The organism is Pusillimonas sp. NJUB218, assembly GCF_003788685.1.
In the GTDB taxonomy this organism is placed as follows: Bacteria; Pseudomonadota; Gammaproteobacteria; order Burkholderiales; family Burkholderiaceae_B; genus Neopusillimonas.
Window position 1 is genome coordinate 1 of the sequence record NZ_NQMK01000003.1, and the last position, 17,099, is coordinate 17,099.

Genomic DNA, 17,099 nt, shown 5'->3' on the forward strand with positions numbered 1-17,099 from the left:
AGGCCCGAAAACGGGCCTGATCGGGGTGCAAACAACCCGAAAGTGGCGATGATTTGAGCAGTTTTTAACCATTTTTGAATACTTTGGTCATGAGGTCGATTTTTGGATGTTTGAAATCGAGTTCTTCAGACCTTCCTTAACTAGTACATTTAGTGATTATTGCCCTATCACTATCATGAATATGCCCAAAATAAAGTACGGCAATTACGAGTCCCCGTCGCCGTTTACTTACAACGGCGCTAAGGGCATGGGGGAGGGGGGAGGGGGGCCGCTACATGCGCTGTCTGCGGCACTTCAAGACGCTGTGTTTGACGCTGGTGTTGTGATTTCTGACTCGCATTATGCTCCGTCAGATCTTTTTGAGGCATTGCAGGGCGTCTGAATTTTTAGTTTATGCGGCGCAATTCTGAATCTCTTGCTCAATCAACTGCATCAGTACGGTAGCGATTTTTGGCAGCTTTCGCCCGCGACGATAGACAAGATGAATTTCGCTTTCGTTGAACGCTTTTTCGGTGATCGGCAGTGCGGTCAGCAGCCCCGACTGTAGTTCTGACTTGACAACAGTTTCGGGCAATACCGCAACGCCGGCCCCTGCAAGTACCAGACTTCGTACCAGTTGTATCGACGATGAGGTGACTATAGGATCGAGTTCAAAATTTTGTTCTCGAGCGATTTTCTCAAAAATCTGGCGTGTTCTGAAAGTGTGTGTAGGCAAGATCAAATCGGTTTGAAGTAGGTCTGCAACTGACACTTTTGCGTGTCGCGCCAACGGGTGATTGCCTGGCACTATAGCGCGCACTGGTTGGGTAATAGTGCGTCTGGTTTGCAACGAAGGCTCGGGGTTTGGTTCGAGCAGTATGCCGAAGTGAGCCTCGTCTTCACGGACCATGTTAAGTGCTTCAGCGGTTGCGGCATCTTTCAGATTGATGCGCAGTCCGGGGTATTGCTTCAAAAACCGTCGAATAGCCAGGACGATAGCGTCCCCTAGTAGGCCTTGGCCAATGGCCACCGTTACATTGCCGCGTCTTAGTCCCCGAAGGTCATCCATCGCTGACATCAGAGCTTCATGGTGTCCGAGTTGGTCGCGGTAGTAGTCAATGAGCATTTGCCCCGCTGGTGTAAGTTTGACGGTATGTCGCCCCCGTTCAATGAGGGGTAGGCCCATTTCTGCTTCAAGGCGATTGATTTGCCGGCTGATTGACGATGGGGCCATGTTGAAGTGTTCGCTGGCCGCACGCATGGTGCCTCGCCGGTATGACTCATAAAGATACTTGAGACCGCTTTCTCCGAGTTTCATTTCTGTGTGGCCTTGCGTACTGCATAAGTTTGATATTTGGTTTGTCGTCAAATTAGCTGAGTCTTGTCCGATTCTAGCGGAGCCTCTGTTGTTTTTTGCTTTGGGGTTTACCTTTAGCTGAGGGTTGTTGACTTGCTATATTCCATAAGATATAGTTAGTGATATATCACAAGAGATGATAACAGGCTCTTGCGAAATTATCCGATTGCGCCATGGAGGCTGTGGTGCCTATCTGTTCATCTTCAAGGGGATCTGGCATGTCTAAAGTTGCAAAATCTTCAACACGGCGTAAATGGCTCCAGTCCATGGCAACGCTGGCCCTCTGCGTGGCTATGCCTGCAGCGCAGGCACAAGCACAGCCGACGGCACCGCTAAAAATTGGCGTGCTGGGTTCATTTACTGGCGGTGCTGCCGATATCAATAAAGGCGAGCTCGATGGCCTGAAACTCAAACTCAAGCAAATTGGTTATCAGATTGGTGACCGTCAGGTCGAGCTGATCGTCGAAGACGATGGCGGCGATCCCGGTGCTGGCGTGACCAAGATGCAAAAGCTGGTGGAGCGCGATAAGGTCGACATGGTGGTTGGGCCGTTTTTGGGGCACGTTGTTGCTGCTACCCAGGAGTACGTGGGCAAGTCAGGAATTCCTCAATTGGCTATGGTGGGGCAGATACCAGAAAATGCAAAACATCCTAACTCCTTTGTGCCCGGGTGGAATGCCGTACAACTTGGGCGTCAAATGGGTCAGTACGCAGTCAACAAGCTTGGCTATAAGACTGCAGTCGTAATCAGCTCGAAGTTTGCCTACGGTGAGCGCGTCTCTGAAGGTTTTATCGATGGGTTTCAGAAAGCGGGCGGAAAAATTGAGCGTGAGGTCTATGTTCCTTTGGGAACTGCTGACTGGGGGCCCTTTATTACGGGCGCACCCAAGGCAGATAGCGTATTTGCGGCAACGCTTGGTGCGGATGCCATCAAATTAGTTAAAGCGCGACACGAGTACGGCCAACGTGATCGATTGCCCTTGATCGGCGTCATCAGTACCGTTGACGGCATGTTGCTGCCCGCCATGGGAAGTGCGGCATACGGGGCAGTGGCGGTAACCCATTACTTGCCAGAGCTCGATATTCCTGAAAACCGTCAATTTATTGAAGACTTTAAGAAAGAATATGGAAAGACGCCAATTGGTTACTACGAAGCCTTAGGGTACACGATTGGGCAGATCATTGAGTCCGCAGTGACGTCATCTGCCGGGAAAACGGATCCGGCATCCTTGGTCGCAGGTTTGAATAAGGTCGATCTCAAAACCCCTCAGGGTAATTTCCGCTTTGATCCGCAAACCCGCTTTCCTTATATGGACTACTACTTTGTCAAGGTCGTCGACAAGGCTGGAAAGCCCAACTTTGAAATCATCGACGTTAATCGCGACGTCAAGCCCGAGAACAACTGAGGAGAGTCGTAATGGGAGAGCTTAATAACATACCCGAAGGTGCACCTAGCCTTGATGAAATTTTGCTGCAATCGGCAGATATGGAGTGGAGGGCTAAGTCGCTGCCAGGCTTGTACGAAAAAATGTTGTGGAGAAATGAGGAGACCGGCGCGTCGATTGCGTTGATCAAATTCGAAAAGGGTACGAGCATTCCCAAACCTCACAGCCATGCGTCTAATCAGTTCATGTTTTGTCTGAGCGGCCGCTACGAATACACGTCGACGGGTGTCACTTTGGTCGCAGGCTCGTTCTACTGCAATCCGAAAGGCAATGTGCACGGGCCGACGATTGCTCATGAAGACACTGTCGTTATTGAAATCTATGACGGCCCGCATTATCCGCAGGTACCCGACTGGTATACCAACGCGGCCGACGCAAACTGAGGTGTAAATGTCAACTGAAACTATCTCGGCTTCGGCGCTGAGGGCCTTCGTCAAAGCCTTGTTTGTAAAGCAAGGTGCAACCGATGCTGACGCGCTGGTTATCGCCGACAGTCTTGTCGGTGCCGACCTTGAGGGAGTGAGTTCGCATGGTGTCATGCTGTTGCCTATGTATGTTGATCGGGTGAAGGCAGGTAGCATGCGGCTTTCCGCTAGCGCTGAGATTGTTGACGATCTCGGAGGGCTGGTTGTGATGACTGCTAATCACGCGCCGGGTCAAGTATCTGCCCAGGCAGCAGTTGGCATTGCCATTGAGCGCGCCCGTGTTCATGGCATGGCTACCGTTACGGTGCGCGAAGCTGGTCATTTTGGGGCTGGGGCTTACTGGGCTCGTCAAATGGCAGCCCAAGGTATGGTTGGTATGGCGTTTTCAAATACCCGGCCGCTCATGCCAGCCCCTGGCGGGGCGAAACCCTTGGTTGGCAATAACCCCTTGTGTATGGCTTTTCCTAGTCAACAAGGCTTGCCAGTTATTGTTGACATGGCGATGAGCGCATCGGCGATGGGAAAAATTCGCATGGCTGACATCAAGGGTGAATCGATTCCGCTGGGGTGGGCAACGGACGCGAGCGGTAAAGACACCCAGTCGCCGGCCGAGGCTATCAAGGGCATGTTGCTTCCAGCTGCCGGGCCTAAGGGGTTTGGTCTGGCGGTGGCCATCGAACTGCTATGTGGCGCGTTGTCGGGTGGTGGCATTGCGTCGCAAGTTAAGCCGTTGTTCGGCGATCCGGCTGAGCCTTATAACTGTGCGCACACTTTTATCGCGATTGACGCCTCACGTCTGAATGGTGGACGTGGCATCGGTCAGCAAGTGGACAACTTGGCCAATGTAATTCGTCACTCCGAAAAAGCCCCCGGTATCGAGCGTGTATATGCCCCAGGTGATCTTGAGCGCAGTAGACGCGCGCAGCACAACGATCAGTGCTGTCTGTCGGCTGATTTGGTGACGCGGCTCAGGGAGTTGGCCCAGGCAAACGACGTCGCTTTTGTTTTCTAAGGATCGTTGCCCCTTATTTTCATGGCAACGTAGATGGACTGTATTGAAGGACTCAAAATGAAACAGCAAATTACTTCCCCCGCTTTGGCGAAACCTAATGGTCACTTTTCTCAGGCAACCGCCATCGAGGCAAGGGGCCGTTTGGTGTTTATCTCGGGTATGACAGCCCGTGCTAAAGACGGCACGATTGCCGGCGTGGGCAACATTGAGGTTCAGACGCGTCAGGTATGTGAAAACTTGAAGGGAGCTGTTGAAGCGGCTGGCGGCACGCTTGAGGATATTTGTCGCGTTGACGTTTATGTGCGCAATATCGAATATTTTGATGCCATTCATAAAGTTCGCATGGAATTTTTTAAAGAGCCCCTGCCTGCTTCGACCATGGTTGAAGTTACCAAAATGGTCAAACCAGAGTACCTCATTGAAATTAGTGCGATTGCGGTTATCCCGGAGTAATGGCCGTGACAAGGTTTAAGTTGGGGACTGTAGTTCATAGAGGCGTGGATCGTGTCGCTCTTTGGGATGGGGGCGGCACGCTTAGATTGATGCCCGAGCCCTCTCCTGATTTGGTTGGTCTGATCGAGCTGGGGGACGAGGGCCTAGCCTCTGTGCGTGCCGTTGCTGCTGATGCGCGAGCAGAACAGGTTTCTTTATCGGATGTGACCGTCCTTGCGCCCATTAGGCGGTTTCGGCGCGATGTGCTGTGTACGGGCTGGAATTATTGGGACCACTTTTACGAAAGTGAGGGCAAGCGTGAAGGGCAGGACGTTCCCAAGCCTGATGCGCCGACATTTTTTACTAAGGCGCCCGATGTCGTTATAGGCCCCTATCAAGATATTGCCTATGACGCTCGAGTTTCTGCTAAATGGGACTACGAAGCTGAGATCGTAGTCATTATAGGTAAGACCGGTCGCAGTATCCCGCAAGAAAGCGCTATGTCGCACGTATTCGGTTATTGCTTGGCCAACGATGTGTCGCAGCGCGATTTACAGCGACGTCATGGTGGCCAGTGGTTTAAGGGTAAGAGCGTTGATCAGACTATGCCTTTGGGCCCGTGGATAACCTTGCGCGACGACATCGATCTGAGCACGGTTGTTCTTGAATGCGAATTGAATGGGGAGACCATGCAACGCGCGGGTGCCCACGAAATGGCCTTTTCTATTGGTGAGTTGATAGCCGAGCTGTCGATGGGCATGACGCTATACGCTGGTGATGTTTTGCTTACCGGCACACCCAGTGGCATTGGCAACGCACGCACGCCACCCGTCTTTATCAAGGCGGGCGATACGGTTATTGTGCGGGCGACCGGGCTGGGTGAGCTGGTTAATAAACTGGCCGACGTTGATCTTAAATCCTATCGTCAATGAGGGTGGTTATGAGTAATCCCTATGTTCAATATTTGGCAGGCTATGGCCTTGAGGTTCCCGAGCTTGATGTGGCGGAGCGGTTCTATAGCAGTTTTGGATTAGGTGTTCAGCATACAGGGCAGACGCTTGAGCTTCGCACACCAAAGAATCCTTCTCCCGACATTGTCATTTTGAAGGGAGGTGCCCAAAAGCGGTTGCACCACTTGTCCTTTGCGGTACTTGAAGCAGATTTGCCCCGGTTCTTCGATCACTTGAAGCAAGAGGGTTCTACACCTGTCACGCCGCCGTTCGGCGAGATTCGTCCTGGTCTGTGGTTCCAAGATCCGTGGGGAACATGGATTAATCTGACGCCGATTCAGGCGCCACGAGTCGAGCCGGTTAAAGATTTGGTGACTCCCGGTCGCCTTGACCGCCATTTATGGCGGGAATTGAATCGCGATATCAAGCCTAACCGTCTGGGGCATTTACTGATTTTTACGCCTGATTTCGATAAAGCGCAGGCGTGGTTTGAGCGCACGCTTGGACTAATGACCAGTGATCGTGCAGTCGGTAAAGTTGCGTTTATGGCAGGGGGCCGCGGTATTCGTGATCACCATTGTTTTGGGCTGATCAATGGTACTCATCGGGGTTTTCAGCACAGTAGTTTTCAGGTTAATTCGTTTGATGATATTGGCTTTGGTGCATTGCAAATGCACAAGGCCGGTTACACCGATGGTTTTGGTCTGGGTCGACACGCGTTGGCTTCGAATCTCTTTTTTTATGTCCGTGATCCTTGGGGTAGCTGGGTAGAGTATTACGCCGACATGGACAAGATTAGTGATGCTTGGGTCACGAAAGACTGGCAAGACTTGCCTTACATCTGGCCGGCTTGGGCACCTGAGTTCTGGACCAATGAAATGAACGCAAATCATGAGCCCCGCTAGGGACATCGAATCAAAAAAGGGTTGACCTATGATAGAGATCGATGTTCATGCCCACCTGGCTCCGATCCACGGGCCGGGCTTGGTGGGATTACCAGGGGTCGAGTGGAGCGGGGCGGACAGTCGCCTGGTGCTTGATGGCCACGTGATAGGGATGAAAGATTTATTCTATCCAGAGCGCTTGGTGCGTTGGATGGATCTGAATAATATCCAGCGGTCGCTGGTGTCAATTCCCCCACCGCTATACCGCCAGGGCCTAGATCAGGACCACGCCTTGCAATGGGTGACTTATGTAAACGACGCGATGCAGATGACTTGCGCGCAGTATCCAGGTCGCCTTGATGCCTTGTTCTATATGCCCTTAGAGCATGTGGCATTGCTCGAGACTCTGATGGCTCGTTATGCAGCCGGCGGCTTTCATGGTGTGGCGCTGGCCGCAGGCGGCCACCCTGATATCGTTTACTCACGGCCTGAGTATGAGCCGCTATGGGGCTTTTTGCATCGTCAAGAAAGTTTTGTCTTCATTCATCCAGGTACTTGCGGTGATTCTCGTCTGGCACCCTTTTACCTCGAAAATTTAGTTGGTAATCCCTACGAAACCGGCGTTGCGGCTTCGCATTTGGTTATGGCCGATGTGCCGCGTCGCTTTAGCGGCGTCCGGTTTTGTTTAGCTCACGCTGGTGGCGTTTTTCCGTGCTTATGCGGTCGTCTCGAGCGAGGCTTCTTGACTCGCCGTCCAGGTGTTGATGTCGACAAACTAGAAGCTCCCTCGAAGGCAGCGCGTCGTTTCTATGTCGACGGTATCGCCCACAGTGAGGCTGCTCTAACGCTGGCGCGCGAAACGTTCGGTGCCGACCACATTCTTTATGGCTCTGACTGGCCATTTCCAATGGGATTGAAAGATCCCGGCGTTCACTGAACTTTCGAGGCACCCATGGATTTTTGGCTCTATCAGTTACTGAACGGATTGTCGTTCGGGATGTTGCTTTTCTTGTTGTCGGCCGGCCTTGCCCTTATTTTTGGGGTCATGCGCATTCTTAACTTGGCACATGGCGTGTTTTACGCCTTTGGTGTTTGGGTCGCTATTGCTGTTTATGGTCATACGGCTAGCTTCTGGCTTGCTTTGCTGGCAGGGATCGGGGTCGTGACGCTCATTGGCATTTTTATTGAACGTGTTTTGCTGCGTCGTATTCCTCACGATGAGCTCCCGCAGGCCTTGATGACATTTGGTCTCATGCTGATTATTGGCGATCTAGCACTCTGGATTTGGGGCGGCACACCTCAGACGTTACCACGGCCCGAATGGCTTGCTGGTCCGATCCAAGTGGCTGACTACTACTTTCCTGCTTATCGGGTATTTATGATTGTTGTGGGTGTCGCTATCGGTGCTTTGCTGTGGTATGTCCAGTCAAATACGCGCGTCGGTGCATTGATCCGGGCCGCTATTGACGATGCTGAGATTGCGCAGAGTACCGGTATTAATGTCTCTTTGCTATCTACGGCGACTTTTGCGATTGGTGCTGCCTTAGCCGCTTTCGGTGGCATTGTTGGAGGGCCTATTCTGGGGGTTCACGTCGGTCTCGAGCTTGAGGTGCTGCTGTTGGCTTTTGTAGTGGTCATTATTGGCGGCTTAGGTAGCCTTAAAGGGGCTTTTGTAGGCGCCATTATCGTGGGCATGCTTGACAGTCTGGGCAAAACGTTAATCCCCGAGTTTGCCTTGTTCACCTTGTTCGTTCCGATGGCGCTGATACTTATTTTCCGGCCCAATGGGCTGATGGGTGGTAAAGCATGATGAATACGTTTGATTTTCGGAATTCAGCCCTACCGCTCTTGGTCTTGCTGGCGTTAGTAGTTGTGCCTCTTTTTGCTGGCTCTTATGTCCAGGGCGTGGTTGTGAAGATGATGGCGTTTGCCTTGTTTGCGGTAAGTCTCAACATCATTCTGGGCTATGGCGGCATGGCGTCGCTCGGACACGCGGCATTTTTTGGTGTGGGCGCTTATGTCGTGGCAAAAATGTCGACTTCTGGCGTTGATAGCCTTTGGTTACAGCTGTTAGCTGCAGTGCTTCTGGCGACGGTTACAGCGGCGGTGTTTGGACTGCTGACCTTGCGTGCAAAAGGGGCGTATCTATTAATGATCACGTTGGCGTTGGCGCAAGTTTTGTGGGGTGTAGCGTATAGCTGGAAGAGTTTTACAGGGGCTGACGACGGTATTCCTGGCATATCCAGACCCGTATCTATCTTTTTGTGGGATTTGTCGACTAGCTCAGGGTATTACTATTTTGTGCTTGCCGTGTTCACGGTCGTCTTGGCTCTGACTGGGTTGTTTGTCGCCTCCTCGTTTGGCCGCGCCTTGCTAGGGGTACGCGAAAACGAGCGTCGTATGCTGGTCTTGGGCTATCCCGTCTGGGCCTATAAATACCTTGCTTGTGTTCTCTCCGGTGGCCTGGCAGGGTTGGCGGGCGCCCTCATGGCCTGGCAGAACGGCTTTGTTGGTCCTAGTTACCTTAGTGTTGCCTATTCGGCCATGGTTCTCATTATGGTCATTCTTGGCGGTGCGGGCACACTTTATGGGCCAGTGTTGGGGGCGTTCATCATTATCGGTCTTGAAAACTACATCAGTGGGATCACCGATCGCTGGGTACTTATTCTAGGTCTGATCTACGTGTTAGTGACTTTATTTGCGCCTAATGGCGTGGTGGGTTTGTTCGCCATGCGTAAAAAGGAGGGTGCATCATGAATGCACTTGATATTCGGAGTCTCACACTACGTTTTGGTGGTCTCAAGGCAATTGATAGGCTTTCGTTTTCCGTGCCGGTCGGAGAGCGCCTAGTTATTTTTGGGCCCAACGGCGCTGGCAAAACGACCCTGTTCAATGTCATCACAGGGCTGTTTTTACCCACCGAAGGGTCGTTACAGATGTTTGGTAAAGACCTGGCCGATCAGGGCGTTTCACAGCGAGTCGCTATGGGGTTGGGGCGTACTTTCCAGATCACAACATTGTTTCCACGTTTGACCGTACTCGAAAGCGCCATGTTGGCCATTCAGGCTGGCGAGCCGGGGCGTTTCAATATGGTTCGTCCCCTAGTGTCATCCAGGGGGATCCGTAGCCGCGCTCTGGCGTTGTTGGATGAGTGGGGCGTTGTAGAGAAGGCCGATACGTTAACTATGAGTCTGTCCTATGGCGAGCAACGTCAAGTTGAGCTGGTCCTTGCCTTGGCGCGTAAACCTCGTCTGCTGTTGCTTGACGAACCTGCGGCTGGGTTATCTGTGGCCGAGACGGCAAAAGTCGAAGAAATGGTTGCTCGCTTTCCCCGCGACATTACCGTCATGCTGATTGAGCATGACGTGGAGATGGCATTGCGATTGGCTGATCGGGTCCTGGTCATGCAGCAAGGGGGGCTGGCTACTTCGGGTACGCCGGACGAAATTCGAAATGATCCGATGGTGGCCGAAATTTATTTTGGGGCTGAGCATGTCTGAATTTTTCTCTGTGACTGGCGTTACTGCGGGTTATGGCGCCAGTACGGTTTTGCACGGTGTGTCGCTGACATTGCAGCCGGGCAGGATTTGCACGGTCCTTGGCAAGAACGGAGTAGGTAAAACGACGCTGATACGCGCTATAGCAGGCCACTGTCACATCCGCACAGGAAGAGTTGTCATGGGGCAGCGGGATCTCACTAATCTTCCGGCGCATGAAATTGCTCAGCATCGAGTTGGGTTGGTTCCTCAGGGTCGGCGGCTGTTCCCGACTTTGACGGTTCGAGAGCACTTGTTGGTTGGGGCGCGCGCCACCGAAGGCGGAGAGCCAGGCTGGAGTATGCATCGGGTCATTGAGTACTTTCCTCGCATTGGCGAGCGTTTGAGCAATCTTGGCAACATGTTGTCTGGCGGAGAACAAAGCATGGTGGCCATAGGGCGCGCGCTGGTGGGTAACCCTAAAGTGTTGCTGCTTGATGAGCCTTCTGAGGGTTTGTCGCCATTGCTGGTGAACCAAGTTGCCGAAGTGTTGCAAACACTACGGGACGAGGGGATTGCTATATTGCTTGTCGAACAGAATTATGGCTTGGCCATGAAACTGTCCGATCAGATCAACATTATGAGCAAAGGACAGATTGTCCACACCAGCACCCCGGAGCAGCTGAAGGCATCCCCCGAAATTCGGTCGCAGTTCCTCGGTGTGTAGGTTGCTTATCACTACGAGCATATATTCATGGCGACAAAGAAAGTACCTTCAGAAAAGACCCGAGCTCGCAAGGCACCGTCGTTGACGGAGCAGGCATATACGCTCATAAAAGACAAGATATTGTCTCTAGAGTTACGTCCGGGTTTGTTTCTCAATGAGGCTGCACTTTGTGCAATGACCGGGTTTGGACGTATGCCCGTTCACCAGGCGATTCAGCGGCTGCGCATTGAGGGCCTCATCGAGGTCATTCCTCGCAAAGGTTTGGTTGTTCGCTTTGACTCGTTGCACGATATTCTCGAGCTGATCGAAGCACGTTTGACCATGGAGCCTGAAGTAGTCGCACTTGCTGCGCAGCGTGTTACTCCCGAGCAAATAGAGGAGTTGCGCGGCTTGCTTGAGCGGTCCAAGGCTCTTACCAGCCAGACGAAGCGCGATGAGTTCAGTCAAATAGATCACGCATTTCATTCGCTGATCGCCCTGGCAGCAGGCAATAAGTTTTTAGCCGATGCGCAGCGACCACTGCACGACCGGTCGAACATGATGTGGCATTTGCGCGTGATGCCAGACGATGGTTTGGTTGTCACTCAACGCGAGCACGAGGCAATTCTTGAGGCGATTATTAAGCAAGATGCTCAAGCGGCCCGAGAGGCAATGCGCGCTCACTTGATGTCTCTGCAAAAACGGATTCTCAAAGCCTCGGTGTAAAGCATCGCCGAGGTCGATATTTATAAAGGGTGTAATGATGATCGCAGGTAAGGCACAACAACAGCCCGTGGCAATTATTGGGTCGGGTCCGGTGGGTATGATCACGGCGTTGGGTTTAGCCCATTATGGTATCCCCGCCGTAATTTACGAAGATGACACTTCGCTTTCGCTCGATACCAAGGCGGGTACGATTCTGACGCGTACACTCGAGGTTCTGCATCGTTATGGTGCTGTTCGTAATGTGCTATCCAAGTCGTTGCGAGTTGAAGAAATTGGCGAAATCGATCGTCGCACCCAGAAGTCTACCTTCCCTGTGTTTCTGGATGCCTTGTCTGAAGAGACCCGTTATCCGTTTGTAATCAACATGCCGCAGCATCATCTTGAGCCGATCTTGTCCGAAGAGATCAAGCGCTCGGGCTTGATCGAAACCAAAATGGGGCATCGTCTTGAAGGGTACGAGGACAAAGGGGATTGTGTTGAGCTGACCATCCGGAATGCGGATGGCGTTCTCAAGACTCAAGCTGCCTTTGTGCTGGCTTGCGATGGCGGGCGCTCGACGGTGCGCGAATTGATGGGTATTCAGGTCGATGGTCATTCGTTACCCGTCAAGTATTCGCTGGTCGATCTTGAGGTCGATTTGGATACCGCAAACCCGCGCGACTACCCCTACTTGTCTTACTTTGCCGATCCGGAAGAGTGGATGATTTTGGTGCGTCATCCGCATTGCTGGCGCTTTCTATATCCCCTGAAGGAAGGGGTCGAAGAGCCAACTGAAGAGGAGCTAAAAGAGAAATCCTTGCGGTTCATTGGTCAAGTAGATAGCGTCAAGGTTATCAACAAGGTCACTTATCGTGTCCATCACAGGGTTGCGACTCAGTGGAGAAGCAATAGGGTTTTTCTCATGGGTGACGCAGCACACCTGATCACGCCGATGTGGGCTTTGGGCTTGAACACTGGCGTACTAGACGCATCGAATCTGCCGTGGCGCCTGACATGGTTTTTGCGGGGCTGGGCCGACGAATCCATCCTAGATGGTTATGAGCGCGAGCAGAAACCTCTCGCTATTCATGGTTCTGGGGAAATGGCCGAGGCTGCACGCCGTTCAATGGAGAAGCGCAGTGATGGGACTGCGGCCATGTCAGATAGTAATTGGCAAAACGCCTATACGCGCACCATGCTTGGGGTCAAGCTTGATGTTGTCGGCACCACAAATTGGTCGATGGTGGCCCGTGCGGAACGGCCTGCTTCTATTGCTGGTGACCGCTTGCCCGATTACTTGGTGCATACACCGCAGGGTGAGCAGACCCGGATCCATGATGTGTGTTCGGGCAAATTTACGGCCCTCTATTTTTGCGACGCCCGTCGCCGGCCGGCCATACCTCAGGCTAGGTCACCAGCGTTGCAGCATTATCAGGTCTCGCGCTATGACGCGCCGCTTGACTCCGGTCTGCGTGATCGCAGTTTACTTGACCCGGGCAATGCCTTGGCCAAGCGGATGGGGGTGGCCCTGAATACGCTGGTATTAGTGCGCCCTGATGAACACATTGCGGCGATTGTGCCAATTGATGGTGATCCAGAGCAGGCCGCCAGAATTTATCGTGAAATTACTGGCCGTATGCCGGTTTGAGAAGGATTTTTGCATTGAAAGCAATTTATGATTTTTCCGGACATGTTGTGCTTGTGGTGGGAGCCGCGTCTGGTATTGGTCGAGAAACGGCACTGGCCTGCGCAGCAGTGGGAGCACAGGTATTGGCGATGGACATAGACTCCGAAGGCTTGTCTACTTTGGCTGGTGGGAATATTGATACTCGTAGTGTTGATATTGCTGATTCGGGTGCGGTCGATTCAGCAATTCAGGACTGGCAAAAACAGTATGGTCGTATCGACGCAGCGGTGCTGACCAGCGCCATCCAAAAACGCACTTTGATCGATGAGCTTTCGAACGCTGAGTGGCAACGTCATCTCGATGTGAATCTTACGGGTGTGTTTTACCTGTTACGGGCTCTATTTCCGATTATGAAGCGCCAGCGTAGCGGTGCGATTGTTGCTTTTACGTCGGGGCTGGCTTCAGCTGGTTGGCCGGGCGCTGCGGCTTATGCTTCCACTAAAGCAGGCATTATTGGGTTGGTTAAGTCGGCAGCACTTGAGCTACGTGCCTTCGGTGTCCGGATCAATGCGGTATCGCCCGGCTTGGTAGCCACTCCAGTATTTCTTAAGTCGGCAACAGACGACGAACTGGCGATGTACGAAAAGTCGTTGGGCGTTTCGGCGCCGGACGAGGTGGTGCCCAGTCTGATGTTCCTGATTTCTGACAGTGCCAAGACAGTTTCTGGAAATGTTTTCGAGCGTCGTCTTGTCCCTCGTGCAGAATGATTTTTAGTATGTTTTCTGATGCTTGGGCGTTGGAGGGGGCGCTGTTAAGTAACGGTGATCAAGTACATTACCCCTTCGACTGCCTTGAGTGTGGGTGGACGTTTCGGGGAACGTGACCGCTTTTTACTTTTGGCTAAATGAGAGGTCAAAATAGGGAAATGGGCGGTTAAATTGCGCCGAAATGCCCACTGTCACATCACAATCAATCTTTCGGCACTTGCGCTCGCTCGTGCATGCCATAGTCGCGTAGCACCGAGGCAACGCGCAGGCGATAGTTGGCAAATATGCCATTACGGCCCATGTTTTGGGCCATGCGATGCTTGTCTTGATTGCGCCATGTGCGTACGGCCTCTTCATCTCTCCAAAACGAAAGCGACAGGTACTTGCCTTTTGTGGTCAGGCTTTCGAAGCGTTCGATGGAGATGAATCCGTCGATTTTTTCCAGGTCTTGTCGAAGTGATGCGGCAATATCTAAATACTGATCGGCCTTGTTTTCTGTTGGCCATACTTCGAAGATGACGGTAATCACGGGCTTCCCCTCTTTAAGTACAGTGCGGAGTGAAAGTTATTATGCCTTCGATGAGGTGATGACCGCCGGTTGCCATGAGGGAGGTCTCCCGCCCCCCGTTGTTTCGAGGCTTAACCCGACACCGCCGCCTTACCTCAGGCGGATGCCGCAGCGCTTTCCTGTAGGTTCTCGTGTTCAATCAGCCGGTCGACAATGCGTCGCATCTGGATGCGGCCGCGGTCGTGGATGATGGATACGAGGTCGGCTTCGCCGGTTTCTTCCAGCATTTTTTGTTGGGCTTCGATCATGACCTGGTCTTCGCGGAAGGCTGTTGAAACATCGTTGTAAAGGTCTTCGGTGGCCTGCGGGTCATCTTGTCGGTAGCCGTTGGCGGTAGACCAGAAATACAAGCAGGTGCTTTCAGTTTCCGGGGTGACGCCGTGGAAAACACGGATGGAAAATCCGCCGTCACGTTGGTTTTCGTCGGTCAGCGCACCTTTGCCCGCGTCTGCCGCACCGCTCCATTGCAATACGGTGGCTGGCGGTACAAATTCAAACTCTTGCCATCGGTCGACGTGGCCGGCAAAAGGTACGCCTTTTCGGTAAGTGGGCGGCGGCAGACAGTTGGGCATGTGACGAATTACTTTGACGCCGCGAGACGTTTCCCGAGTTTCCATTTGGGCAGAGACGTGGGTGTTAGGGTCGCCGCCAATGGTTGTCTTATGCACGTATCCCAGGTGGGTCAGGTCCATTAGGTTGTCGACGAGCAACTGATAGTTGCCTTTGATGCGATAGAAACCGTGTTTGTGAGGCCAGTTCTTGTAGTCGTTATGAACGGGGTAATCCAGAATCTGGCTGGGGTCGGCCAGCTTGGGGTCGCCCATCCAGATCCAGATTAGTTCGTCTTTCTCGACTACCGGGTAACTGCGAATTTTGGTGCTGGCGGGGATGTTTTTTTGCCCGGGGATATGTACGCAGGTGCCAGAGCAGTCCATTACAAGACCGTGGTAGCCGCACTCGATACCGGCCTCGATAACCGTCCCCAATGATAGTGGTACGCCACGATGGCAGCATCGGTCGATCAGCGCGCCGACCTGCCCTTTTGGCGTGCGAAACAGCACGATGGGTTCATTGCAAATGCGGCGAGCGATAGGGGTGGTGCCAATATCTTTGGCCCATCCAGCGATGTACCAAATATTTCGAATAAACATGCATGTCTCCTTTCAGAACAGACCTAGTTGTTGTGAAAGGAGTATGGGATTTTGAGCTATTATTAGTCAATCAAATCAAATAATTATAATTATTTAGAAATTAGATGATAGATCCGAAACAAATCGATTTGCCGATGCTGCGTGTGTTCGACGCACTGATGCAGACGCGTCATGTAACACAGGCGGGGGTAAACCTGGGGCTTAGCCAGCCAAGCGTAAGTTTTGCCCTGAATAAGTTACGCGCGCTAACGCAAGATGAGTTGTTTGTGCGCAGCCCTGGTGGGATGACACCTACACCGTTGGCGCAGCAAATGGCCGACACCGTGCGCCAAATACTGGATATGGTGGACAACGATTTGTTGGGGGCGCCCCGCTTCGACCCAGCCTCGGCGCAGCGCAGCTTTACGTTGAGTATGTCTGACATCGGCGAGATTGTGTTCTTGCCTTATTTAACCCGGCAACTTCGCGCGATTGCACCTAACATCAGTGTGCAGGCCATTTCATTGCCTCCGCTGGCGCACGAAGCGGCACTGCTGTCGGGCGATGTCGATTTAAGCGTGGGCTATTACCCTGATTTTAAAAAGGCGAACTATTATCAGCAGTTCTTGTACAGCGATAACTTTGTATGCGTAATGCGCAAGGACCACCCGCTGACGACCCGGCCTTTTGACCCGGCCGCTTTTGTGGAGGCGGATCATCTGGTGGTCAAGTCAGAAGGGCGCAGCGAAGAGGTGTTCGAGCGGTATCTGGCGGGGCACGGCGTGAAGCGTCCGGTCAAGCTGGTCATTCCGCACTTTATGAGTATCCCTCACGTGCTGCGTGACACGGACCTGATTGCTACCGTGCCCCGTTCGTGCGCGGCTGCACTGGCCCGTGCGGGTGACGTTGTTGTCCAGGAGTCGCCGGTGGGTTCACCACTGTTCGAGATCAAGCAGCATTGGCATGCCCGCTTCCATAGGGATGAGCCGAACTGTTGGTTGCGAGGGCTGATTTACGAGGCGTTTGCGCGACCGCCTCGTCCCCACAAGACGATTTCTTGACGTTATGATCAACAAGCCACCTAGGAGCTTGTTATGTATTCATGCATCAAGAAGTCGTTGTTTTTACTGGTTTTTGCGTTTTTTTCCAATACTACCGCCGCCCTTGAGGTTGGCGACATGGCGCCTGACTTTCGTCTGCCTGCGTCCGACGGCAAAACCTACCAGTTGTCTGATTACCGCGGCAAGCAGGCGGTGGTGCTGGCTTGGTTTCCCAAGGCCTATACCTATGGGTGCACCATCGAGTGCAAGTCTTTGGCAGAGAACGGTGACCAAATTCGCCAGTTCGACGTGACCTACTTTATGGCGAGCGTTGACCCGCTTATCGAGAATGAAGGTTTTGCTAAAGAAACAGGGGCCGATTTCCCCTTGCTTAGCGATGAAAGCAAGCAAGTCGCCCGGTCTTACGACGTGTTGGGCCTGCTGGGCGTGGCTCGCCGTCACACGTTCTATATTGGTAAAGACGGGCGCATTCTGAAAATCGACGCAGATGTCCAGCCCGAGACATCGGCCGAAGATATGGTGCGCACGTTGTCTGAGCTGGGTGTAGACCGTAAATAGCGCCTTGAACCTTAGTT

19 protein-coding genes are annotated in these 17,099 nt (G+C 52.7%); 16 read left to right on the forward strand and 3 right to left on the reverse strand.

The features are described from left to right. Positions 1-391: 391 nt before the first annotated feature. Positions 392-1,297, reverse strand: coding sequence for a LysR family transcriptional regulator (locus CHR62_RS05010; protein WP_123660221.1), 906 nt, complete (start codon positions 1,295-1,297; stop codon positions 392-394). A 212-nt stretch (positions 1,298-1,509) separates the two neighbouring features. Here CHR62_RS05010 and CHR62_RS05015 point away from each other — a divergent pair, with 212 nt between their 5' ends. The 14 genes from CHR62_RS05015 to CHR62_RS05080 are packed head-to-tail and all read left to right on the forward strand — an operon-like array spanning position 1,510 to position 13,765. Next, positions 1,510-2,742: a penicillin-binding protein activator gene (locus tag CHR62_RS05015; protein WP_123660222.1), complete on the forward strand. Its 1,233-nt coding sequence runs from the start codon at positions 1,510-1,512 to the stop codon at positions 2,740-2,742. 11 nt (positions 2,743-2,753) lie between these two features. Then, positions 2,754-3,164: a cupin domain-containing protein gene (locus CHR62_RS05020; protein WP_123660223.1), complete on the forward strand. Its 411-nt coding sequence runs from the start codon at positions 2,754-2,756 to the stop codon at positions 3,162-3,164. 7 nt (positions 3,165-3,171) lie between these two features. Beyond that, a complete protein-coding gene (locus CHR62_RS05025; protein ID WP_123660224.1) occupies positions 3,172-4,218 on the forward strand; it encodes an Ldh family oxidoreductase in 1,047 nt (348 codons plus the stop codon). Positions 4,219-4,275: 57 nt separating this feature from the next. Beyond that, positions 4,276-4,671, forward strand: a complete 396-nt coding sequence (locus CHR62_RS05030) for a RidA family protein (RefSeq protein WP_123660225.1) — start codon at positions 4,276-4,278, stop codon at positions 4,669-4,671. A 44-nt stretch (positions 4,672-4,715) separates the two neighbouring features. Further along, entirely contained in the window at positions 4,716-5,582 is an 867-nt protein-coding gene (locus CHR62_RS05035; protein WP_233574877.1) for a fumarylacetoacetate hydrolase family protein, read from the forward strand. Between the two features lie 8 nt (positions 5,583-5,590). Then, positions 5,591-6,505: a VOC family protein gene (locus tag CHR62_RS05040; RefSeq protein WP_158609090.1), complete on the forward strand. Its 915-nt coding sequence runs from the start codon at positions 5,591-5,593 to the stop codon at positions 6,503-6,505. Between the two features lie 28 nt (positions 6,506-6,533). Next, positions 6,534-7,421 (forward strand): amidohydrolase family protein, encoded by an 888-nt coding sequence (locus CHR62_RS05045; RefSeq protein ID WP_123660228.1) that lies wholly within the window; start codon positions 6,534-6,536, stop codon positions 7,419-7,421. A gap of 15 nt (positions 7,422-7,436) precedes the next feature. Next, complete coding sequence (locus tag CHR62_RS05050; RefSeq protein WP_123660229.1) at positions 7,437-8,294, forward strand: branched-chain amino acid ABC transporter permease; 858 nt, start codon at positions 7,437-7,439, stop codon at positions 8,292-8,294. Continuing rightward, positions 8,291-9,241, forward strand: coding sequence for a branched-chain amino acid ABC transporter permease (locus CHR62_RS05055; RefSeq protein WP_093971538.1), 951 nt, complete (start codon positions 8,291-8,293; stop codon positions 9,239-9,241). The genes CHR62_RS05050 and CHR62_RS05055 overlap by 4 nt, the downstream gene beginning before the upstream one ends. Continuing rightward, positions 9,238-9,984 carry an ABC transporter ATP-binding protein gene (locus CHR62_RS05060; RefSeq protein WP_123660230.1) on the forward strand — a complete coding sequence of 249 codons (747 nt, stop codon included), beginning with the start codon at positions 9,238-9,240 and terminating at the stop codon, positions 9,982-9,984. Before CHR62_RS05055 ends, CHR62_RS05060 begins: the two co-directional genes overlap by 4 nt. Then, positions 9,977-10,687: an ABC transporter ATP-binding protein gene (locus tag CHR62_RS05065; RefSeq protein ID WP_158609091.1), complete on the forward strand. Its 711-nt coding sequence runs from the start codon at positions 9,977-9,979 to the stop codon at positions 10,685-10,687. The genes CHR62_RS05060 and CHR62_RS05065 overlap by 8 nt, the downstream gene beginning before the upstream one ends. Positions 10,688-10,714: 27 nt before the next feature. Further along, on the forward strand, positions 10,715-11,392 hold the full coding sequence (locus CHR62_RS05070) for a GntR family transcriptional regulator (RefSeq protein WP_123660232.1): 678 nt from the start codon (positions 10,715-10,717) through the stop codon (positions 11,390-11,392). A gap of 34 nt (positions 11,393-11,426) precedes the next feature. Next, the gene (locus CHR62_RS05075) at positions 11,427-13,019 is read left to right on the forward strand and encodes an FAD-dependent monooxygenase (RefSeq protein ID WP_233574880.1); all 1,593 of its coding nucleotides are present in this window, start codon (positions 11,427-11,429) and stop codon (positions 13,017-13,019) included. 14 nt (positions 13,020-13,033) lie between these two features. Then, on the forward strand, positions 13,034-13,765 hold the full coding sequence (locus CHR62_RS05080; protein WP_158609092.1) for an SDR family NAD(P)-dependent oxidoreductase: 732 nt from the start codon (positions 13,034-13,036) through the stop codon (positions 13,763-13,765). Positions 13,766-13,967: 202 nt separating this feature from the next. On the opposite strand, the gene CHR62_RS05085 is transcribed toward CHR62_RS05080, so the two are convergent. Together CHR62_RS05085 and CHR62_RS05090 are read right to left on the reverse strand one after the other, a co-directional pair. After that, positions 13,968-14,294 (reverse strand): antibiotic biosynthesis monooxygenase, encoded by a 327-nt coding sequence (locus CHR62_RS05085; protein ID WP_123660234.1) that lies wholly within the window; start codon positions 14,292-14,294, stop codon positions 13,968-13,970. Between the two features lie 134 nt (positions 14,295-14,428). Next, positions 14,429-15,484, reverse strand: a complete 1,056-nt coding sequence (locus tag CHR62_RS05090) for an aromatic ring-hydroxylating dioxygenase subunit alpha (RefSeq protein ID WP_123660235.1) — start codon at positions 15,482-15,484, stop codon at positions 14,429-14,431. Between the two features lie 104 nt (positions 15,485-15,588). On the opposite strand from CHR62_RS05090, the gene CHR62_RS05095 reads away from it, so the two are divergent. Both CHR62_RS05095 and CHR62_RS05100 read left to right on the forward strand, forming a co-directional pair. Next, positions 15,589-16,524 (forward strand): LysR family transcriptional regulator, encoded by a 936-nt coding sequence (locus tag CHR62_RS05095; RefSeq protein WP_123660236.1) that lies wholly within the window; start codon positions 15,589-15,591, stop codon positions 16,522-16,524. Positions 16,525-16,557: 33 nt separating this feature from the next. Next, the gene (locus CHR62_RS05100; protein ID WP_123660237.1) at positions 16,558-17,082 is read left to right on the forward strand and encodes a peroxiredoxin; all 525 of its coding nucleotides are present in this window, start codon (positions 16,558-16,560) and stop codon (positions 17,080-17,082) included. Positions 17,083-17,099 lie beyond the last annotated feature (17 nt).

Coding starts and splice junctions, on each gene's coding strand:
- CHR62_RS05060 (WP_123660230.1), top strand. CDS start 9,238: ATGAATGCACTTGATATTCGGAGTCTCACACTACGTTTTGGTGGTCTC.
- CHR62_RS05055 (WP_093971538.1), top strand. CDS start 8,291: ATGATGAATACGTTTGATTTTCGGAATTCAGCCCTACCGCTCTTGGTC.
- CHR62_RS05065 (WP_158609091.1), top strand. CDS start 9,977: ATGTCTGAATTTTTCTCTGTGACTGGCGTTACTGCGGGTTATGGCGCC.
- CHR62_RS05100 (WP_123660237.1), top strand. CDS start 16,558: ATGTATTCATGCATCAAGAAGTCGTTGTTTTTACTGGTTTTTGCGTTT.
- CHR62_RS05020 (WP_123660223.1), top strand. CDS start 2,754: ATGGGAGAGCTTAATAACATACCCGAAGGTGCACCTAGCCTTGATGAA.
- CHR62_RS05030 (WP_123660225.1), top strand. CDS start 4,276: ATGAAACAGCAAATTACTTCCCCCGCTTTGGCGAAACCTAATGGTCAC.
- CHR62_RS05025 (WP_123660224.1), top strand. CDS start 3,172: ATGTCAACTGAAACTATCTCGGCTTCGGCGCTGAGGGCCTTCGTCAAA.
- CHR62_RS05095 (WP_123660236.1), top strand. CDS start 15,589: ATGATAGATCCGAAACAAATCGATTTGCCGATGCTGCGTGTGTTCGAC.
- CHR62_RS05040 (WP_158609090.1), top strand. CDS start 5,591: ATGAGTAATCCCTATGTTCAATATTTGGCAGGCTATGGCCTTGAGGTT.
- CHR62_RS05075 (WP_233574880.1), top strand. CDS start 11,427: ATGATGATCGCAGGTAAGGCACAACAACAGCCCGTGGCAATTATTGGG.
- CHR62_RS05050 (WP_123660229.1), top strand. CDS start 7,437: ATGGATTTTTGGCTCTATCAGTTACTGAACGGATTGTCGTTCGGGATG.
- CHR62_RS05045 (WP_123660228.1), top strand. CDS start 6,534: ATGATAGAGATCGATGTTCATGCCCACCTGGCTCCGATCCACGGGCCG.
- CHR62_RS05015 (WP_123660222.1), top strand. CDS start 1,510: ATGGAGGCTGTGGTGCCTATCTGTTCATCTTCAAGGGGATCTGGCATG.
- CHR62_RS05090 (WP_123660235.1), bottom strand. CDS start 15,484: ATGTTTATTCGAAATATTTGGTACATCGCTGGATGGGCCAAAGATATT.
- CHR62_RS05070 (WP_123660232.1), top strand. CDS start 10,715: ATGGCGACAAAGAAAGTACCTTCAGAAAAGACCCGAGCTCGCAAGGCA.
- CHR62_RS05010 (WP_123660221.1), bottom strand. CDS start 1,297: ATGAAACTCGGAGAAAGCGGTCTCAAGTATCTTTATGAGTCATACCGG.